The sequence below is a fragment of the Lysobacter sp. P5_B9 genome (assembly GCF_054049835.1).
This window is the reverse complement of the sequence record NZ_JBFULP010000001.1, coordinates 281095-298922: the sequence shown is the minus strand read 5'-3', so window position 1 is coordinate 298922 and position 17828 is coordinate 281095. Positions and strand designations below refer to the sequence as shown.

General features: G+C 60.4%; 17 protein-coding genes and 1 pseudogene. 17 read left to right on the top strand and 1 reads right to left on the bottom strand.

What is annotated here, in order from left to right:
* Window positions 1-239 precede the first annotated feature (239 nt).
* From ACXJJ9_RS01355 to ACXJJ9_RS01305, 11 genes and pseudogenes are all read left to right on the top strand, one after another.
* Window positions 240-380: a hypothetical protein gene (locus tag ACXJJ9_RS01355; protein ID WP_457095492.1), complete on the top strand. Its 141-nt coding sequence runs from the start codon at window positions 240-242 to the stop codon at window positions 378-380.
* Window positions 377-1012, top strand: a complete 636-nt coding sequence (locus ACXJJ9_RS01350; RefSeq protein WP_457095491.1) for a hypothetical protein — start codon at window positions 377-379, stop codon at window positions 1010-1012. Before ACXJJ9_RS01355 ends, ACXJJ9_RS01350 begins: the two co-directional genes overlap by 4 nt.
* 507 nt (window positions 1013-1519) lie before the next feature.
* Entirely contained in the window at window positions 1520-1930 is a 411-nt protein-coding gene (locus ACXJJ9_RS01345; protein ID WP_457095490.1) for a hypothetical protein, read from the top strand.
* Window positions 1931-3107: 1177 nt separating this feature from the next.
* Window positions 3108-3533 carry a DUF305 domain-containing protein gene (locus ACXJJ9_RS01340; protein WP_457095489.1) on the top strand — a complete coding sequence of 142 codons (426 nt, stop codon included), beginning with the start codon at window positions 3108-3110 and terminating at the stop codon, window positions 3531-3533.
* 7 nt (window positions 3534-3540) lie between these two features.
* Window positions 3541-4995, top strand: a complete 1455-nt coding sequence (locus ACXJJ9_RS01335) for a YncE family protein (RefSeq protein ID WP_457095488.1) — start codon at window positions 3541-3543, stop codon at window positions 4993-4995.
* Between the two features lie 46 nt (window positions 4996-5041).
* A complete protein-coding gene (locus ACXJJ9_RS01330) occupies window positions 5042-5566 on the top strand; it encodes an RNA polymerase sigma factor (RefSeq protein WP_457095487.1) in 525 nt (174 codons plus the stop codon).
* Window positions 5563-6336, top strand: a complete 774-nt coding sequence (locus ACXJJ9_RS01325; RefSeq protein WP_457095486.1) for an anti-sigma factor family protein — start codon at window positions 5563-5565, stop codon at window positions 6334-6336. Before ACXJJ9_RS01330 ends, ACXJJ9_RS01325 begins: the two co-directional genes overlap by 4 nt.
* 274 nt (window positions 6337-6610) lie before the next feature.
* Window positions 6611-7687, top strand: a complete 1077-nt coding sequence (locus ACXJJ9_RS01320) for an alpha/beta fold hydrolase (RefSeq protein ID WP_457095485.1) — start codon at window positions 6611-6613, stop codon at window positions 7685-7687.
* A gap of 126 nt (window positions 7688-7813) precedes the next feature.
* Window positions 7814-8647 (top strand): SDR family NAD(P)-dependent oxidoreductase, encoded by an 834-nt coding sequence (locus ACXJJ9_RS01315; protein WP_457095484.1) that lies wholly within the window; start codon window positions 7814-7816, stop codon window positions 8645-8647.
* A 533-nt stretch (window positions 8648-9180) separates the two neighbouring features.
* Window positions 9181-9318 (top strand): annotated as a pseudogene (locus tag ACXJJ9_RS01310) (winged helix-turn-helix domain-containing protein); the annotation flags it as partial.
* Between the two features lie 81 nt (window positions 9319-9399).
* On the top strand, window positions 9400-9864 hold the full coding sequence (locus ACXJJ9_RS01305; RefSeq protein ID WP_457095483.1) for a hypothetical protein: 465 nt from the start codon (window positions 9400-9402) through the stop codon (window positions 9862-9864).
* A 104-nt stretch (window positions 9865-9968) separates the two neighbouring features.
* On the opposite strand, the gene ACXJJ9_RS01300 is transcribed toward ACXJJ9_RS01305, so the two are convergent.
* The gene (locus ACXJJ9_RS01300; protein WP_457095482.1) at window positions 9969-10877 is read right to left on the bottom strand and encodes a LysR family transcriptional regulator; all 909 of its coding nucleotides are present in this window, start codon (window positions 10875-10877) and stop codon (window positions 9969-9971) included.
* A gap of 118 nt (window positions 10878-10995) precedes the next feature.
* Between ACXJJ9_RS01300 and ACXJJ9_RS01295 the strand changes: the two genes are divergently transcribed.
* The 6 genes from ACXJJ9_RS01295 (at window position 10996) to ACXJJ9_RS01270 (ending at window position 17762) form a co-directional block, all read left to right on the top strand.
* A complete protein-coding gene (locus ACXJJ9_RS01295; RefSeq protein WP_457095481.1) occupies window positions 10996-11622 on the top strand; it encodes an isochorismatase family cysteine hydrolase in 627 nt (208 codons plus the stop codon).
* A 12-nt stretch (window positions 11623-11634) separates the two neighbouring features.
* On the top strand, window positions 11635-12906 hold the full coding sequence (locus tag ACXJJ9_RS01290; RefSeq protein ID WP_457095480.1) for an epoxide hydrolase family protein: 1272 nt from the start codon (window positions 11635-11637) through the stop codon (window positions 12904-12906).
* A gap of 93 nt (window positions 12907-12999) precedes the next feature.
* On the top strand, window positions 13000-13818 hold the full coding sequence (locus ACXJJ9_RS01285; protein ID WP_457095479.1) for an enoyl-CoA hydratase/isomerase family protein: 819 nt from the start codon (window positions 13000-13002) through the stop codon (window positions 13816-13818).
* Between the two features lie 1126 nt (window positions 13819-14944).
* A complete protein-coding gene (locus ACXJJ9_RS01280; RefSeq protein ID WP_457095478.1) occupies window positions 14945-15844 on the top strand; it encodes a LysR family transcriptional regulator in 900 nt (299 codons plus the stop codon).
* A 151-nt stretch (window positions 15845-15995) separates the two neighbouring features.
* Window positions 15996-16814, top strand: a complete 819-nt coding sequence (locus ACXJJ9_RS01275; protein WP_457095477.1) for an alpha/beta fold hydrolase — start codon at window positions 15996-15998, stop codon at window positions 16812-16814.
* A 420-nt stretch (window positions 16815-17234) separates the two neighbouring features.
* Complete coding sequence (locus ACXJJ9_RS01270) at window positions 17235-17762, top strand: hypothetical protein (RefSeq protein ID WP_457095476.1); 528 nt, start codon at window positions 17235-17237, stop codon at window positions 17760-17762.
* The last annotated feature ends 66 nt before the right edge of the window (window positions 17763-17828 follow it).

Genomic DNA, 17828 nt, shown 5'->3' with positions numbered 1-17828 from the left:
ATCGGTAGCCCGGACTCAGCGCGGCACTCGACGCGCTACACGTGCCTGGCTTGCGATTCCGCCCGCGTCGGGGGCAAGGTCCCTGCGTCGGGTCCCAGCAGACTTTGCCGGAATTTAGTTCGGCAGCCCTTATGCCGATGTGAGTGCCGCGGCGTCGGCGTCTACGAGTTAACCGTCACCGCCGCGGAACACGCAGTGGTGCTTCGCGATGCGCACCACCAGTATTCGCGAATAGCCCGATGGATGCGCAACTGGTGTGGAATTTACGCACCTGGCGCGAACGTACCGCTTGTCAGGATGTTTTCACCAGTGCTGAACGGGGTATCGAGCTCAATAGCGAAGGTTTGCGGACGCGCGCCCGCGTTCGGAGCGAAAAATGAAGCACAAGTCGAGAATCTGGAACTGGGTTATTGCGGGGTCTTTCAGCGCCCTCGTCGCGTCGCCTGCGCTTTCCGAGGCCCAGCAATGGCACACAGTCGTCGACAAGAATGGCATCCGGGGGGAGCGCCGGCACATTCCTGGCGAGCGTTACGACGAACTTCGCATCAGTACATCGCTGCAGGTGGCGCCGGAAGCGATCGCGGACTACCTGTTCGGAAAATTCCTCGATGAGAATAACAAGAATGTCAATCGCACCTTCATCCAACGGGGTCGAAAACTGACCATTTGGTCGGACGTCCTCAGCACGCCGGTGACCAGCGAGCGCTGTTATTCGATGCGCTTCGAGCGACACGACGCTGCCAGTGGCGAGATACGGGTGAAGTTCGTATCCCTTGATTATCTCGGAAGGAAACCGACGCCAGACTGCATCGCGCTACGCTCGCGCGGCGAGTGGATCATGACTCCGACGCGCGCCGGGACACGATTGGCCTATATATCGGTGACAGATATCGGCGGCAACATGCCGGCTTTTTTCGTGCAGCGTTCGCTTTTGTCGTCGGCAGTCCTGAGCGTCCGCAAGGTGGTCGCGGGCGCATCTGGCCTGCCCCTGCCTCGGGGAATACGCGACTGAGCGCAGCAAATACCCAATGACCGGCGCCACACAGGGGAGATGCTCGCTCTCTCCTGGCGCCTCACACACTGCCAGTGCCTGTAGAACCAATAAGCCTGGTAAAGCCCAAACGTACTGAGTGACATCACCACCAATTTGGTCGGTGATACCGCAAAGAAGGCGGGACGGCTGAAAAACCATTTCGTGAGTGCTCATAGATCGTGGTGCAGGCCTAACCCCTGAATTAAGCCGAGCCGCGAAGCGGCTTCGGCTTGAATGAATTGTTAGGCGCGTGCCAACTGATAGTTGATTCGCAAGTCTTGCCGCTGTCTTCGACATTGAATCGCAGGCTTGCGAGTCGTCTTGCATGGAAAGGCAAGAACAGGTCGTAGGCTCCGGCGGTAGTGAGGGATCCGCATCAATAACAGTGGGCCTTGATCTGGAACTAACATTTCTGCGGGTATTTTGCGAATTTCCGGCAGGCGGACACCCATCCCGGGCTGACCCGGAATCAGAGAGGAAGCTCCGATGAAGACGAAGATGCATACCTTGATGGTCACTTTCGTTGTCGCCTCCGCCGGTTTCCTCGGCGCCTGCGCCAGCGTCGCTAATGACCAATGGTTCGTGCTCGGCGAGCAGACGCTCCAGTCCGTTAATCCCAGCGTGGAGATCAAGAGCGAAGGGGGGCGGTGGGATAAGGACGTCAAGCAAGTAAAAATGTCTGCCGAGGGTGCGGACGTGCAAATCACGAACCTCATCCTCCATTGGGACAATCGCCCGGACGATACGTTGACGAATGTCGGAGTGCTGAAGTCTGGTGGGCAGACCGCCCCGTATAACGCACCTGGACGCAAGGGGCGCCTGACAGCCGTGACGGTCCAATACCAAATCCTTGGCGGTGCGCCGTCGGCCGACCTCAAAATCTGGGGATTTGACTAAGGCGGGCGGTGAACTGAGTGGGCCGCGACCCGACCAGAGCAACAGAGCAAGCTCCAGCCGACTAGCTTCTCGGGACTGCCAGACGCTTCGGATGCCGAAGCTTTCGTCGACGTACAGCTTTCCACCGCGCTTGAGATAGGTTGCCTTCAAAAGGCACTCAATCGCAAAGCCGAATAGCATCAACCCGACGGACGAAGTCTGCAGGCCTCTGCTCACTATTTGCTCTTCCTCTGTCGTTCGCGTGTCCGCCGACGGACCACCGCTGAGCACGGCTCGAAGCATGATCGTCAACGAGTCCGAATATGCACGGACGATCAGCGCCCCACTCTCGATCAGATTTCTAGAGACTCTTATCCAGCCGTCGGGATCATTCCCGTGCTGTTCGATCTGATCTTTGCGCCAAACTTCCCAACGCGCGTGCTCAAATTCACTATTCATGATCTGAGCCTGCCATACGAGTCCGGCCTTGGGCTATAGCTCTGGCTGCGGGCTGGGCATCGTTACTCGGGAGAACGCGCCAATTGCACTGTCAAAAAGTGCGCGCGAAAAGTTGGTCATCGCTACGACGGCAAGGGCGGAATGATCACTACCGTCTACGCAATCAAGTTGCGCTAATCCGCAAGAGGCGAGCGTGCGGCCGTGCACTGCAAAGATCTTTTCTCAAACGAGCGTTTAGATTTATTTTTCAGGAGCTTCGCGCGCGAAAAATCGCCGTAACTAGCTGATTTATTTGGTGGTGGATCCAGTCTCCGGCTAACTCATCTGCGGGGCAGTTCCCTATTTCAGGGAAAATTTCAGAGAAATTCTGCCGACCTATTGAGCTTACGGCTAGCCCGACCCGGCCGAGGCCGTTCATGTGCTCATTCCAGCGATCCTGGAACAGGGACCCCATGCAGGGAATTCCGAGCCGCAAAGCGCAACTTGGCGTTTCAGAACCGAGCTTCAAAAGGCTGACCTACGACTCGAGCGGGCGCTCTGGCAACGGCGATTTCACTTCATTTGAACCCGGTAGAGCGCATCCCCGGCTCCGCGGGCGGCTCGTCGACGGGCACCCCGCCTCTAGCAATGCCGTCGCCCGCTGCGAACGACCAGTCGGTCCGCATGGCCATTCTCATTCGAGGGAATAAAAACGGCTCCCGGGTGTCCTTTCTTATGGACGACTCAACTGAGGCCCTCGATGCGCTCTCGCTCCTTCTCGACTACGACTCTCCTTGGCGGATGCTTGTGCCTGTTCAGCCCGCAGGCATTCGCGGCAACTCCAAAACCCCAGTCCGCTCCGACTCGGGCTGAAGAGTCGGCATTCCTCGCGGAAAACACCGCAGCCATGGATCGAATGATGGCCGCTATGGATGTGCAACCGACGGGCGACGTGGATCGGGACTTCGTCGCCATGATGACGCCGCACCATCAAGGCGCCATCGACATGGCGCAGGCGGTCCTGCGCTACGGAAAAAACGAGCAGATCCGGCGCCTTGCGCAGGAAATCATCGTGACGCAGCAGCAGGAGATCGCCGCCATGTCCCTAGCGATCGGATCACCACTACCTGCGGCATCGCCAGCCCGACCCGCGCAATCCACCGCCCATCACAATCACCAACCGTGACCGAACAATGAAGAACCTTACTCTCAAGGTAGCCGCCTTCGCTGGATCGCTGTGCGTTTTCGGCACCAGTTACGCCGCAGCTCCCGATGCCAAAGTCCACGACGTCCCGATAAGCCATCACGACCGTGTCTATGCGGCCGAGCAGTTCTCCAACACGGTCTCCGTGACCGACCCGGCGGACAACAAGCTGCTCGGTGTCATCCGACTTGGCGACCCGCAACCCGGAAATCTCAGTCCGCTGTACAAGGGACAGGTGCTCGTGCACGGACTTGGGTTTTCGCCCGACGGAAGAACGCTTGCCGTGGTCTCGATCGGCAGCAACTCCGTCAGCTTCATCGATACGGCTACTAATGTGGTCAAGCACGTGACCTACCTTGGCCGCTCGCCGCACGAGACGTTCTTTACGCCGGACGGCCGGGAAGTCTGGGTCACGGTACGCGGCGAAAACTACGTCGCGGTGCTCGACGCCACAACGTTCGAGGAGAAGACACGTATCGAGGTGCCCGCTGGACCAGGCATGCAGATCTTTTCTCCCGATGGGCAGTACGGATATGTCTGCTCGTCGTTCAATCCGGAGACCGTGGTCATCTCGGTCGCCACGCACAGCATCGTGGGGCGGGTCAAACAGGAGAGTCCGTTCTGCCCCAACATCGCCGCGACCCCCGATGGCCGCCAGGTGTGGTTGACCCTCAAGGACATTGGCAAGGTCATGGTGTTCGATGCCCGTCCTCCATTCGTGGTGCTGAAGACCATCGATACCGGCCCCCTCACCAATCACGTCAACTTTGCGTTCACTCGCAAGGGCGGATTCGCCTATGTCACGGTGGGAGGCCTGAACCAGGTCAAGGTGTTCCGGACCGACAACTTCGAGCAAGTTGCCGCCATCCCCGTCGGCAACCTGCCGCACGGTCTATGGCCGTCCGGTGATGGCAGCCGGATCTACGTCGGCCTTGAGAACGCCGATGCGCTTACGGCCATCGACACATCAACCCATCGCGTCGTAGCCACCATTCCGGTGGGGCAGGCCCCCCAGGCCGTGGTCTACGTGCCCAACGCGGTCCCCGGGGCCAGCGCTGGCGGTTCGGCTGGACTGCAACCGCTGGGAATGGCTGCCATGGCGACCCAGCTGAAACTCGTCGCGCCTGGCTCTAAGGGAGAGTTGGCGCCCACCACCGTCTCGCTCTTCGACCAGGGCCTGACCCAGGTACTGCAGGCATCCGTTACTGGCCTCGAACCCAAGCAACCCTATGTGCTCGCGCTTTCCGCCAAGCCAGATGGCAGCGGCACATTGGAGCCAGTGGCCATGTTCAAGACGAACCCGCGTGGCTCGGCCATCGTCAACGCGGTGGGTCCAATCCGACAACTCGTGCATGACAGCGGCGACGACCTGCGCCACTACCTAGTAGTCGCTCCTGGCACGCCCGAAAAACCTGGCTCTCCGGTCCAAGTGCAAGCGCCATGATCACGCACAGCATCGACACTGCGCCAGGCCGCGAAGCAGGTTGATCGTGAACGACTTGACGCAGGTGGTTCAGCCACTGATCCCCGGTCTTCGGCGGTATTCCCGCGCCATGCTGCGCGATGCCGCCACCGCCGACGACCTGGTGCAGGATTGTCTGGAACGCGTTGTCAGTCGTTGGCACCAGCACCGAACCGACGGTGACGTCGCGAGCTGGGCCTATAGGATCCTGCACAACCTGGCGATCAACCATCTGCGTAGTGCAAAGCGACGTGGCATGCACGTGGCACTCGATGACACCGAGGATTCAGCTCTTTCCCGTCCTCCCTCTCAGGAGGACGCTCTGCACCATCGCGACATTGCCCATGCGTTGCAGGAACTTCCCGTGGATCAACGCAGCGTACTGTTGCTTGTGACGGTCGAGGACATGAGTTATTCGGAAGCCGCCAAAGTACTGGATATTCCGATAGGCACCATCATGTCGCGTCTGGCGCGCGCGAGGGAACGGCTGCGACGTGCCGTCGAAGAATCTCGGACGGTCGCCGGAAATGGCAAGTTGAGGAGTGTCAAATGACACCGCGCCCCATCACCGAAGATGACCTGCACGCGTACGTGGACGATGCCCTCGATACGGAGCGCCATGCGGAGGTGTCCGAGTACCTGCGGCTGAATGCCGATGTGGCGCAACGCTTCTCTTCCTATCGACGTCAACGCGACGAGCTTCGCGCCGCCTTCGGGCCCGTCATTCGGGAACCAATACCCGCCGCCCTCAACCTCGAACACATCATCGAGTCACGACGTCGCCCTCGCTGGGTGCCCTTGCAGGCCGCCGCCGCGGCGCTGCTCATTGGCCTAGGCGGGGTTGGCGGGTGGTTTTCGCACGCCCAACTTCATTCCGCCCCGGCCGGTATCGAAGCGCTCGCGGAGGAAGCAGTCGACAGCTACGAAGTGCACACCCCGGACCGGGTTCGCCCCGTGGAACTACGTGCGAGCGACCGCATCACGCTAGTCAACTGGGCCTCGGAGCGACTCGGACGCCGGGTCATCGTCCCCGACCTATCGGGTTCCGGCTACCGGTTCATGGGTGGACGGCTCGTGGCAACGGCGCATGGACCCGCCGTGCTTTTCATGTACGACGATGATCGCGGGACCCGGCTTGTGATGCTGAGTCGTCCCATGGCGATCGAGCGGGACACGCCGATGAAACTTCACTCTCATGGCGTCCTGGCCGGCTATGCCTGGGTGACTCGCGGCATCGGCTATAGCTTGGTGGGGCCAGTGGCCGCCGACCGGATACACCCACTCGCCAACGAGATGCGTAGACAAATCGAACGCAGCGTTTAACCGTGATGCACGCCTCATCCGGCCAGTGGCATAGCGGGGCAGACCACCAATGCCAAAAGAAGTGACCGGAGCGCTGGGTAGACAGCGGTAATTCCAGACTCACCGCGCGGCGCTGGCGCCGCGTGTTTTTTTGCTTCCGCACCATTGCAAGGGGGCTGCTGCGACGACTCTCTCTGCAGCGGGCGGATATTTTCTGCCTTCGGTACAACTCAAGATCGGAATAAACGTTTCGCACGGGTGTCTTTCCTTGTGAGTGATTCAAAAGGAACCCTCAATGCAACTCCCCTCCTTCCCGATCATGGCCGAAACCGATCCTCATCGACGCAAATTTCTCGGCCTGGTTGTCGACACCATGGCTGTAATGCCATGGGTCTCTGTGGCGGCCACAATTCCCTCCGCGCACGCGAGTACGCCTTCACGGGCAATCACGACCGCATCGAACGTCGGCAGCCCATTTGGCTCGTTGAAACAGGCAAAGACAGATCTTCTCGACATCGGGTACGCCGAGGTCGGTGCGCCCGATCAGCCGGTGGTAATCCTGCTGCATGGTTGGCCCTACGACATCCACAGCTACGCCAATGTCGCCCCAGCGCTGGCCTCGAAGGGCTACCGAGTCATCGTGCCCTACTTGCGCGGTTACGGCACGACCCGCTTCCTTTCGACCGACACGTTGCGCAATGGACAACCGTCGGCGGTCGCGCTCGACGTCATCGCGCTCATGGATGCCCTGAAGATCGACAAGGCCGTCATTGGCGGCTTTGACTGGGGAGCGCGTACGGCGAATATCGTCGCAGCACTCTGGCCAAAGCGCTGCAAGGCTATGGTGTCTGTCAGCGGCTATCTGATCGGCAACCAAGCGTCTGGCAAGAGCCCGCTGCCGCCCAACGCCGAACTCCAGTGGTGGTACCAGTACTACTTCGCAACGGAACGTGGGCGCGCTGGCTACGACAAGTACCGACGGGATTTCGCCAAGCTCATCTGGCAGATCGCATCGCCGCGGTGGAACTTCGACGACGCCACCTTCGATCGGTCGGCGGCCGCCTTTGACAACCCGGACCATGTAGCCGTCGTCATCCACAACTACCGTTGGCGCCTTGACCTGGTCGAAGGCGAATCCCGCTACGACGAATTGGAAAGTCGCCTGGCCGTAGGCCCGTCCATCGCCGTGCCCACCATCACGATGGAAGGCGACGCCAACGGCGCTCCGCATCCGGACAGCAGCGCCTATGCCAGGAAATTTACCAGCAGGTATGCACATCGGGTGGTCGAAGGCGGTGTTGGCCACAACTTGCCCCAAGAAGCACCCGAGGCATTCGTCAAGGCCATCGTCGATGTCGATGGTTGGGGGTGAGGACTGAGCGAGCCCTTCTTCTACAACCACTTCGCCGTTTGCGGACAACGGCACGCCTGTTTGATTGCTCCTTCTAAGCAACTTTAGTGAGTCGCTACTCACGGATCTCTATAGGAACACCCATATATGTCAAAGATTTGGTTCATTACCGGCAGTTCGACCGGCCTCGGCCGCGCCATCGTTGAAGCAGCCCTCAAGGCTGGCGACCAGGTGGTCGGAACGGCGCGCGATGCCAGCACGCTCGACGAGTTCGCCAACGCATTTCCCAACGACTTTTTGGGTCTCCCGCTTGATGTGACCTCACCCGCGATGTGGAACACTGCGCTGGAGGTCGCGCTGCAGGCCTTCGGGCGCATCGACGTGCTGGTAAACAACGCCGGCTTTGGTGCCGTTGGCTCCTTGGAGGACACCCCTCTGGAAGTCGCTCGTCAACTCTTCGAGACGAACTTCTTCGGTGCGATGAATGCCTGCCAGGCGATCCTCCCCGTCATGCGCGAACAGGGCGCCGGGCGCATCATCCTGATCTCGTCCATTGGCGCTCGCATTGCGACGCCCGGCGCAGGCCTCTACTACGCATCGAAGGCAGCCGTTTCCTCGCTGGCGGAAACCCTCGCGCTGGAAGTAGCCCCCTTTGGCATCAGGGTCACCGCGGTCGAACCCGGTGGGATGCGCACACAGTTTGCCGAACCCACCTCGTTTAAGATCCTGCCATCCAATCCCGACTATGCCCACACGGTTGGCGCGACCGTGACCATGATGCAGTCGACAGAATATTACTCATACCTCTCGGATCCGGCGGGGCATGCCGCGCTTATCCTCCAGGTTGCGGGCTTAGGGACGTCGCCAACGCGCCTGCTCGCAGGTCAGGACGCCTATGCGTACGGCACACAGGCCATGGATCGGCTGATCCAGTCCGATAAGCATTGGGAAAATCTCAGCTGCTCGGCATCGATCAAGTGATCAATGGGCGCTTGGCCCGCAAGACTGTGATGCTCGATTGCCTAGAAGGATAATTGAAGGCAGAGAACGTCCTCGTCCTCCTGCGGGGGAGTGCACGTGCTGCGCTCGGACAGCCGACCCGCGAAGCGGGTCCGGCTTCCTTGGGCCATCAATCCGGAACGTCGAGCGCATGCCTTCGACGGACAACAACGGCGCTTATGCATGCCGGATCGGACCGTCAAGACGTGACGGGGCGTCGAACGTCCGCTTTGGGTCGTAAGCCGCCACACGCCCGCGATTGACGACGCCTAAAAAACACAGCAAAAGCATGCCGAAAAAACTGTGCCATAAGTGTGCCATTCCACGGCACAAAATTACGGCTACCCCACTGTTTCTACTGAAGAACAAAAGTCCACCACGGTCTCAAAATCCGCCGCCCTTAAAAGCGTGTGGGCTCGAGTCCCACTTCCGGCACCAACACGGGATTTCAGGAAGTCCGAGGAAATCCGAAGAGCTCATAGAGACCCCGCGAAAGCGGGGTTTTTGTTGCAAACAGGTCCATTGACCTTCTGGTCAGTCGTCTGCGTCAACGCCTGCAGGATGATGCACGTGGATCGGGCTATATCAAGACGGTGCGGAATGAGGGCTATGTCTTCTCCATGCCAGTGACTGTGGTCGGCGACGACACATGAGCGACCCATCCAGAGCGCTTCCAGATCCATCTCAAGCTTGGCGACGGCAATCCGCTGACGATCGAGGTCATTCCCTCTACGATGCCTATCGCCCAATGGTTGCCGTTCGTGCTCGATGCCCAATTGCTACTCCTGCTTTTCTGCGCGTGGATAGCGGTGCGGTTGGCGACACGCCCGTTGGCGCGTCTGGCCAGCGCCGCCGACCCCCTCAATTTGAGCGGCGACGGCGCGCGCCTGCAGGCAGACGGCCCGGCGGAAGTAGCCAAGGCGATGACCGCCTTCAACGCCATGCAGGACCGCATCGCCCGTCACGTGCGCGAGCGCCTGCAGATCCTGGCCGCAATCTCGCACGATCTGCAAACTCCGATCACGCGCATGAAGCTAGGGTCGCGCAACCGCGATACCGGCGGGGCCGGTCTCGGACTGGCAATTGCCCAGCAGCTGGCGATATCGATCGGCGGAACACTTTCGCTGTGCAACCGCAAAGGCGGCGGGCTGGAAGCCGTTCTGGTGCTAAACGATGTCGCGCGAATCGAACTCGGATAACGAGTCTGGCTCAAGGCCGGCATATCCCGAAACGATGGATATGCGACAAGCAACCACGCGCGCCGCGCGCCGCTGCGCTTGCAAAGTCGATCGTGGATTCGTGTCTAAACCTTGTAACCGAGCAGATGCCTGAGCCGCGGCACGGAGAAATCCAGAAACGCACGCAACTTCAACGGCACCTGGCGCTGGCTCGGGTAGATCAGATTGGCCGACCAGGGGGCGGGCTCGTACCCATCGAGCAACTGCACTAGCGAGTGCGCCTTCATCTGGTCGACAATCTGGTACGACAACACACGCGCGATCCCGCCGCCGGCCACCGCGGCGATCACGGCGGCTTCCGCGGAATTAACGACGAGGCGCGAACGTACCGCGACCGTCTGCGGAACCCCCTTCACGAGGAAGTTCCAATCGTTGCGCGCCATGATGTTGGTGCCCTCGTAAGTGATGCAATCGTGCGATAGCAGATCGACGGGTTCTTTCGGTGTCCCGCGTAACTTCAAGTAGGCGGGACTCGCGCAAAGCACCTCGCGGATCAGTCCGACGCGCGTCGCGACGAGACTACTATCGGGAAGCTCGCCCAAGCGCAGGGCGAGATCGACGTGCTCATCAACGAGATTCACGGTGCGATCGCTTAACTGCACGCGTATGCGGATGTCGGGGTACGTTCCCAGGAAGTCCACGATCACGGGCAGCGCGAGCGCTTTGCCCATGACCGTCGGTGCACTGATGAGCAGATCGCCTTGCGGTGCGCGGTATTCGCCCGTCGCCGTGCGTTCGGCTTCGGCGATGTCTTCGATGATCCGCCTGCACATCGTGATGTACTGCGCACCCGAATCGGTCAACGTGAGCTTGCGCGAGCCGCGCAGCAGCAGGCGGACTTTCAGGTGTTCCTCAAGCTCCGCGACGCGGCGGCTCACGGTCGCGAGCGGTATGCCCAGCTGACGACTCGCGGCGGACAGACTCCCTGTATCCACAGCGGCTAACAGGATGGTCATCGCTTCGAGTCGGTCCATAGCCTCTCCCTCGTGGAAGGATACTTCTCGAATTTACCGGCTAGTAACCGAATCCGGAAGGGGCAAACTTACTGCTCGAAGCCCCTCACCGTGTTGGGTCAGATCGAAGGATATAGCTGTGACAACCTCGAGCGTGCACTATCCCAAGGACCGCACCGCCTACCTGCTTGTTGATCCGTACAACGACTTCCTATCCGAAGGTGGCAAGGTGTGGCCGCGGATCAAGTCGATCGCGAACCAGAACGGAATGCTCGGCAATCTGCGTGCACTGGACAAGGCGGTTCGCGAACGTGGCATTCCGGTTTTCTTCGTGCCTCATCGGCGCTGGGAATCTGGCGACTACGAAGACTGGGATCATCCAAACCACAATCAGCGTCTAGTTATGCGCGGGCACCATTTCGCGCGTGGCGAATGGGGTGGTGAGTGGCACCCGGACTTCACGCCCCAGGACGGTGACACCGTCGTCGCCGAGCACTGGGGTTCGAGTGGATTCGCCAACACCGATCTCGATTTCCAGCTGAAGCAGAAAGGCATCACGCACGTGATCATCACCGGCCTGCTGGCTAATACCTGCATCGAATGCACGGCGCGTTATGCATCCGAGCTCGGCTATCACGTCACGCTCGTGCGCGACGCGACGGCCGCCTTCACATCCGAAATGATGCATGCCGCACACGAACTTAACGGCCCCACGTTCGCCCACGTCATTTCGAACACGGACCAGCTCATCGCGTCCCTCGAGTGAGGAGAACCACCCATGAAACGTCTGTTCACAGCCATCGCTGCCGCCCTCACGCTTTCGCTCGCGACCGCGGCCGGTGCGGCCACGATGGACGACACCAATGCGATCCGTCCTTTCCACGTCCATGTTGCCGATGCACAGCTTGTTGATTTGCGCCATCGTCTCGAGGTGACGCGCTGGCCCGATAAGGAAACCGTAACCGATCGCTCCCAAGGTGCACAGCTGGCCGATCTGCAAGGATTGGTTCGCTATTGGGCCAAGGGCTATGACTGGCGAAAGGCCGAGGCGCAGCTCAATGCCTTTCCGCAGTTTGTGACCAAAATAGATGGCGTCGACATCTATTTCATCCACGTGCGTTCGCGCCACCCGAACGCGATGCCGCTGCTAATCACGCACGGCTGGCCGGGCTCGGTATTCGAGTTCACCAAGACGATTGGCCCGCTGACCGACCCGACCGCCTACGGCGGTAACGCCGCCGATGCCTTCGACGTCGTAATCCCGGCGATCCCTGGCTACGGCTTTTCCGGCAAGCCGACCGAACCCGGCTGGAATCCCGAACGCATTGCGCGCGCATGGGCGGAACTGATGAATCGCCTTGGCTATCAGCACTACGTCGCCCAGGGCGGCGACTGGGGCGCACCGATCACCAGCGCGCTAGCGCGCCAAAAGCCGGCGGGATTGCTCGGCATTCACCTGAACCTGCCGGCGACGATACCAACAGAAGTGGGCGCGGTCCTTCCTAGCGGCGGCCCTGCTCCTGCCGGACTTTCCGAACGGGAGCGAGCGACGTTTGACGCGCTCGTCGCAAACGTGAAGAAAGGCAACACGGCTTACCTGAGCATGCTCGGCGCGCGACCGCAGACGATCGGCTACGGAGTCACGGATTCGCCAGCATTTCTCGCGGCATTTCTGCTTCAGCACCCCGGCTTTGCGCAATGGAACTACGGCGCGGATCCCCAAAAGTCGCCGACGAGGGATCAGGTGCTGGACGACTTCACATTGTATTGGCTGACCAACAGCGCCGCCTCGGCGGGCCGACTGTATTGGGAAAACAAGGGCCAGAGCGTGCTGCTGTCGGGTCCGCAAAAAACTACGGAGATTTCCGTGCCTGTTGCTATCACGGTTTTCCCCGAAGACGTCTATCGGCCGCCGGAATCGTGGGCACGCCGCGCCTACCCTACCCTGAGCTACTTCCACGAAGTCGACAGAGGCGGCCATTTCGCCGCGTGGGAACAGCCACAGCTATTCGCCGAAGAGCTGCGCGCCGCGTTTCGACCACTGCGCTGATCGCACCGGTTCTACTCATCAAGTAAAGCTATTTTCGGTCGCGCAGCTCGCGCTGCGTCGCCGTTTCCCATCACTACCAGTTCAGAGAAGACAATGAAATTAGAAACACTAAACATCCGGGAAGAAGGCGATGTGATCTTTGCTGAGATCGTCGCTCCGCCGATGAACCTGCTTGGACCAGAACTCGTGCGCGATCTTGTCACGCTGATCAAGTCTGCGGAGGCAAACGCGAACGCCAAGGTGCTCGTATTCAAGAGCGGCGACCCCGACTACTTCATTTCCCACGTAGACGTAACCCGGATCAAGGAGCTGCGGGCCGAAACTTCGAAACTCATCAGTGAAGGGTCGCTCGCGCTGCTGTTGCACCATTTGAGCAACAGCCGCCTCGTGACCATCGCGCAAATAGCTGGGCGCGTTCGCGGCGTTGGCAGCGAGTTCGCCCTCGCCTGTGACATGCGCTTCGCCGCACGCGAATCGGCGGTCTTCGGCCAGTTCGAGGCGGCGTTCGGCGTGATCCCCGGCGCCGGTGGCGCACAACACCTCGTACGCTTGATGGGCCGGGCCCGCGCACTCGAAGTGATGCTGAGTGCCGACGATTACGATGCCGATCAGGCCGAACGCTACGGCTGGATCAATCGCGCGCTACCGGTCGCGGAACTCGACGAATTTGTCGCGGCGCTGGCGCGGCGCATTGGCCGCATCCCGGACGCAGGGCGTGCCGTTGTCAAGGAACGCGTCAATGCCTTCGCGCTCGCACCAGCCGACGAAGTGCAGCGTGACTCGAACCTTTTCATCGAGGGCCTTGGCAATCCGCAGGCCCAGATCCGACTGCGCGAGGCGTTGCAAAAGGGCATGCAAAACCGCATCACCGAGCTGACCCTGCCGGCGCTGCTGGACGGCCTCGGCGCGTAGACGGGAGCCTATCCCCAGCGTCGGTTCAAGCGCGATCAGAATCGATGATTGCCTTGGCGAACGCGAGAGGTGCTTCCTGCGGGAGGTTGTGACCGATGCCCCCGGTTAGTAGGCGGTGTTCGTACTTGCCGGTGAAGCGCTTGGCATAGCTCTCGGGCGACGGGTGCGGCGCACCGTTCGCGTCTCCTTCCGGCGGCGCGCACGCCGCCCACTACGCCTCGGATCATGTCGAAGTGTCAGGCATCCTGGTGCCGACCAGGCGATGGGTATTGGTTCGCAACCCCGATGGAAGCACGCAGTCCGAACCGACCATCGTGTCGATCGCCTTGAGCGAGATTACGTTTCACGGCGCATAGCCTCTGGTTCGCGGAGCCACGCCAATCGGTTTGGCTCCGGCGCATGGCGCCTTGCGACCCACGAGCTTGCCCTTGTTCCAGGGAACTGAGGTGGTGGCGCCATCGTTCTGCATGTCCGACTCCGAGGTGGGGAGTCCGAACATGCCTCCTGTCACTTTGGAGCCGCCGATGACGCCTTCCGACCCATAGCGGACTTTCACTGCTAGTGGCCAATTGTGCGTGAGTCGCGCTGGTTTGAAATACGCACTGGAATCGGCCCTAGCTCACAGGCCTTCTTGACACGTTTTTCTGGCAACGCAGCATCACCTTCAAGTGCGGCGCGATGGGCTACGGCACATCCGCTCCCTGGTCATCTAAAGACACCCCCAAAACACGCGGAATCCACCCGCCCGGGTGATCGACATGGAGCGCGACGACCGCCTGTATATCTCCTATGACCAGATGTCCGCGGCGGAGACACCGTGCTTCGGGCCAGCCCAGATACCTCATCCCTGCAAATGGAACGCCTTGGTTCGAACTGATCATTGCTCACGAAGCAATACGAGTTGCTCAAGAGACGAGATGTGGTCGGTCATTTCCTCCGTTAGAGTCTGGCGAAACATCACGTGGGCCGACACGCACCTGCACCGCAGCGCACCGCTGTTGTCGGGCTGTTACGGAGCCCATTGACAGTACTTCGGCCCGTTTCATCTTTCATTGCGCAGGTCGGGGCGGCATCCGGAGCCCCGGCTTCGGACGTTGCCTTCTTGAAGATTAGACCGATTGGACTCATGCAACTGACTGGCCTCAAGTACTTCGTCGCCGTCGCCGAACACGGCAGCTTTTCAGCCGCTGGTGAATGGCTGGGCGTTTCGGTTTCGACTTTGACCCGAAGCGTGACGACACTGGAGGAAGATTTGGGTCTGAGCCTGTTCGAGCGAAGCAAGCAAGGCGTTTCGCTTACTCCTGCTGCTGGACCGGTACTTACTGAAACCAGACGAATGCTTGCAAGTCTCCAGACAGTGACGGAGGTCGCAGCCGGAGCGGCGCGAGGAACTGCAGGAGAGCTTCGCTTGGGCGTTCGATCGCCTCCATTGGGCGAGCCTCTGCGCGGCATGCTCGCGCGCTGGCGCGAGGGTCATCCCGCCGTGCGCTTGGTCGTCCACGAACTGCCAGATCTGGAGTTGTTCTCTGAGCTTGTGGCGCGACGTATCGACGTCGCGCTGATACCTAGCTACGCGCCATGGCCGCGCATCGTCATGGAGCCACTCTATAGCGAGCGGATGGTGGCAGCAGTACCCCAGGGACATCCACTCGCCCAACGCGCATCGCTCCGCTGGAGCGATTTGCTAAGTGAAAGCATTTACGTCCAAGACTGGGCTCAAAGCCACGCCATGCGGGAGTTTTACGCCAGGATGATGGGCCCAGGCATGCCGCTTAACCCCGTTCCTGCTGGAAAGCAAACCATCTTCAGCCTCGTGGCGGCGGGATTCGGCGTGACGCTCGCACAACAAAGTCAAGCAGAAGTGAGCTTCCCGGGCGTGGTGTTCCTTGCCATCGACGAGCCAAGCGCCCAGGTGGAGTTCTCACTGGCGTGGTCGCCGCATTCCGAGTGCTCAATCATAGGCCGATTCTTGTACTCGATGCGTTCAAGCGCCAGGAGCAAGGGCGTCGCGCCAAGGGGCACCTAGAGATCCATCGCAGCGTTGTCGTAGTGCACTCCGCTCGCACGTTTTCAGATGCGTTGTGAAACAAGACTTCGCAAGAAGCCGCTGGCAGCACTCTCGATGCCTCGCGGAGCACTACCACCACAATCAATCTCTCTTATTGGAGGTACCAGCGATGCCTACGATCACCACTCCGGATGGCGTAAAGATCTTCTACAAGGACTGGGGGTCCGGTCAGCCGATCGTCTTCAGCCATGGCTGGCCCCTGTCGGCCGACGACTGGGACGCCCAGATGATGTTTTTCCTTCACCACGGCTACCGGGTGATCGCCCATGACCGGCGCGGGCACGGTCGGTCCGAGCAAGTCGGCACCGGCAACGACATGGACCACTGGGTTGCCGACCTCGCTGCACTGACCGAACACCTCGACCTCCGCAACGCGATCCACATCGGGCACTCCACGGGCGGCGGCGAGGTGGCGCGCTACGTCGCTCGCCACCAGGAGCGGGTCGCCAAGGCCGTGCTGGTGGCCTCGTTGACGCCGAACATGGTGAAAACCGACGCGAACCCTGCCGGTCAGCCGCCGGAGTTTTTCGACGGGGTCAAGGCAGGCGTGCTTGGCAACCGGTCGGAGTTTTTCCGGGCAGTCCCGGAGGGCCCGTTCTATGGATTCAACCGACCGGGCGCCAAGCCATCTGAGGCAGTGATCGCGAACTGGTGGCGCCAGGGCATGGCCGGCGGCGCCCTAGCCCACTACGAGACGGTCTTCTCCTGGCTGGAGGACTACACCGAAGATCTGAAGAAGATCACTGTGCCGGTCCTGGTCATGCATGGCGAAGACGACCAGATCGTCCCGTTTGCCAGTGCGGTGCCGCGCGCGGTCGACCTGCTCGCGAACGGTGCGTTGAAGGCATACCCTGGCTTCCCGCACGGCATGCTGACCACCCACGCGGACGTCCTCAACCCCGACCTTCTCGAGTTCATCAAATCCTGACGGGACGCCAGCCCGAACCAGAACTAGGCAATTCGAGTGGCGCGCTCCACGGGTGCGCCATTCGACCTCCGTGTCCACTTAGGGTCGGAAGCGACATTGGCACCGGACTATAGGGCGAGCCACCGGCCGGGAGGGTCGTGCAGCTCTACGCTTCCGTCCGCTCCGAAAGTTCGAGGGCATCATCAACCTCTATCCCGAGGTAACGGACAATGCTCTCCAGCCTGGTGTGCCCCAAGAGTAGCTGGACGGCGCGAAGGTTCTTGGTTTCGGTGGTAGATCAGCGCGGCCTTGATGCGGAGCATTGAGTGGGTGCCGTAGGCGCTGCTATCTAAGCCCACCTCGGTGACCCAGCGTTGGACATTGCGGACATTTGGCACGTCTACGCAGCTTCACATTCTTGCAAGAGTCGAGGCAGTAGTTATGAGTTTGGATATTGCTGCGATTAGCCAGGTTGCCGCTGCCGTCGGCGTGATCATCTCTGTCCTGCATCTCGCCAAGCAGATGAAGGATCAGAATAGTGATCGGCGCCGGGCTTCAGTCAATATCCTGGTCGGCCAGTGGAATGCGATCGTGAAGTCGCTCGTCGAAAACGAGGACTTCTGCGATCTCTATCTACGCGGCCTCAAGAGCTTTGGACAACTGAGCCCGACCGAGAGAATAAGACTGGGAGTATTCCTGGGCATGCATTTCAAGAATTACGATGAGATGTATCACTACTACCTGGATGGCTCGCTGGGACGATCACATTGGGACGTGGTCGAGAGAATGATCGCTGACATGATTTCCTACCCGGGAATCCGGGAGTGGTGGTCGGTGCGGCACGATTGGCACACAGAGGAATTTTCTTCATTGGTCGATCGGATCGCATCCAAGGGCCTTGTCGCCACCGCTTACGATCGCTTCTTCGACACGGCCGGCGATGACCATGAAACCGGACGGTCTGGGTAACAAGCGGTCGTGGCGGGCCAGAAAAGTTCATTTGTCCCGCCGCTTCCGCGCTCCAAGAGCTGAGAG

Excerpts from the sequence above, each read along its gene's own strand:
- ACXJJ9_RS01355 (WP_457095492.1), top strand. The coding sequence starts at position 240 with ATGGATGCGCAACTGGTGTGGAATTTACGCACCTGGCGCGAACGTACC.
- ACXJJ9_RS01350 (WP_457095491.1), top strand. The coding sequence starts at position 377 with ATGAAGCACAAGTCGAGAATCTGGAACTGGGTTATTGCGGGGTCTTTC.
- ACXJJ9_RS01345 (WP_457095490.1), top strand. The coding sequence starts at position 1,520 with ATGAAGACGAAGATGCATACCTTGATGGTCACTTTCGTTGTCGCCTCC.
- ACXJJ9_RS01340 (WP_457095489.1), top strand. The coding sequence starts at position 3,108 with ATGCGCTCTCGCTCCTTCTCGACTACGACTCTCCTTGGCGGATGCTTG.
- ACXJJ9_RS01335 (WP_457095488.1), top strand. The coding sequence starts at position 3,541 with ATGAAGAACCTTACTCTCAAGGTAGCCGCCTTCGCTGGATCGCTGTGC.
- ACXJJ9_RS01325 (WP_457095486.1), top strand. The coding sequence starts at position 5,563 with ATGACACCGCGCCCCATCACCGAAGATGACCTGCACGCGTACGTGGAC.
- ACXJJ9_RS01320 (WP_457095485.1), top strand. The coding sequence starts at position 6,611 with ATGCAACTCCCCTCCTTCCCGATCATGGCCGAAACCGATCCTCATCGA.
- ACXJJ9_RS01315 (WP_457095484.1), top strand. The coding sequence starts at position 7,814 with ATGTCAAAGATTTGGTTCATTACCGGCAGTTCGACCGGCCTCGGCCGC.
- ACXJJ9_RS01305 (WP_457095483.1), top strand. The coding sequence starts at position 9,400 with ATGCCTATCGCCCAATGGTTGCCGTTCGTGCTCGATGCCCAATTGCTA.
- ACXJJ9_RS01300 (WP_457095482.1), bottom strand. The coding sequence starts at position 10,877 with ATGGACCGACTCGAAGCGATGACCATCCTGTTAGCCGCTGTGGATACA.
- ACXJJ9_RS01290 (WP_457095480.1), top strand. The coding sequence starts at position 11,635 with ATGAAACGTCTGTTCACAGCCATCGCTGCCGCCCTCACGCTTTCGCTC.
- ACXJJ9_RS01285 (WP_457095479.1), top strand. The coding sequence starts at position 13,000 with ATGAAATTAGAAACACTAAACATCCGGGAAGAAGGCGATGTGATCTTT.
- ACXJJ9_RS01280 (WP_457095478.1), top strand. The coding sequence starts at position 14,945 with ATGCAACTGACTGGCCTCAAGTACTTCGTCGCCGTCGCCGAACACGGC.
- ACXJJ9_RS01275 (WP_457095477.1), top strand. The coding sequence starts at position 15,996 with ATGCCTACGATCACCACTCCGGATGGCGTAAAGATCTTCTACAAGGAC.
- ACXJJ9_RS01270 (WP_457095476.1), top strand. The coding sequence starts at position 17,235 with ATGAGTTTGGATATTGCTGCGATTAGCCAGGTTGCCGCTGCCGTCGGC.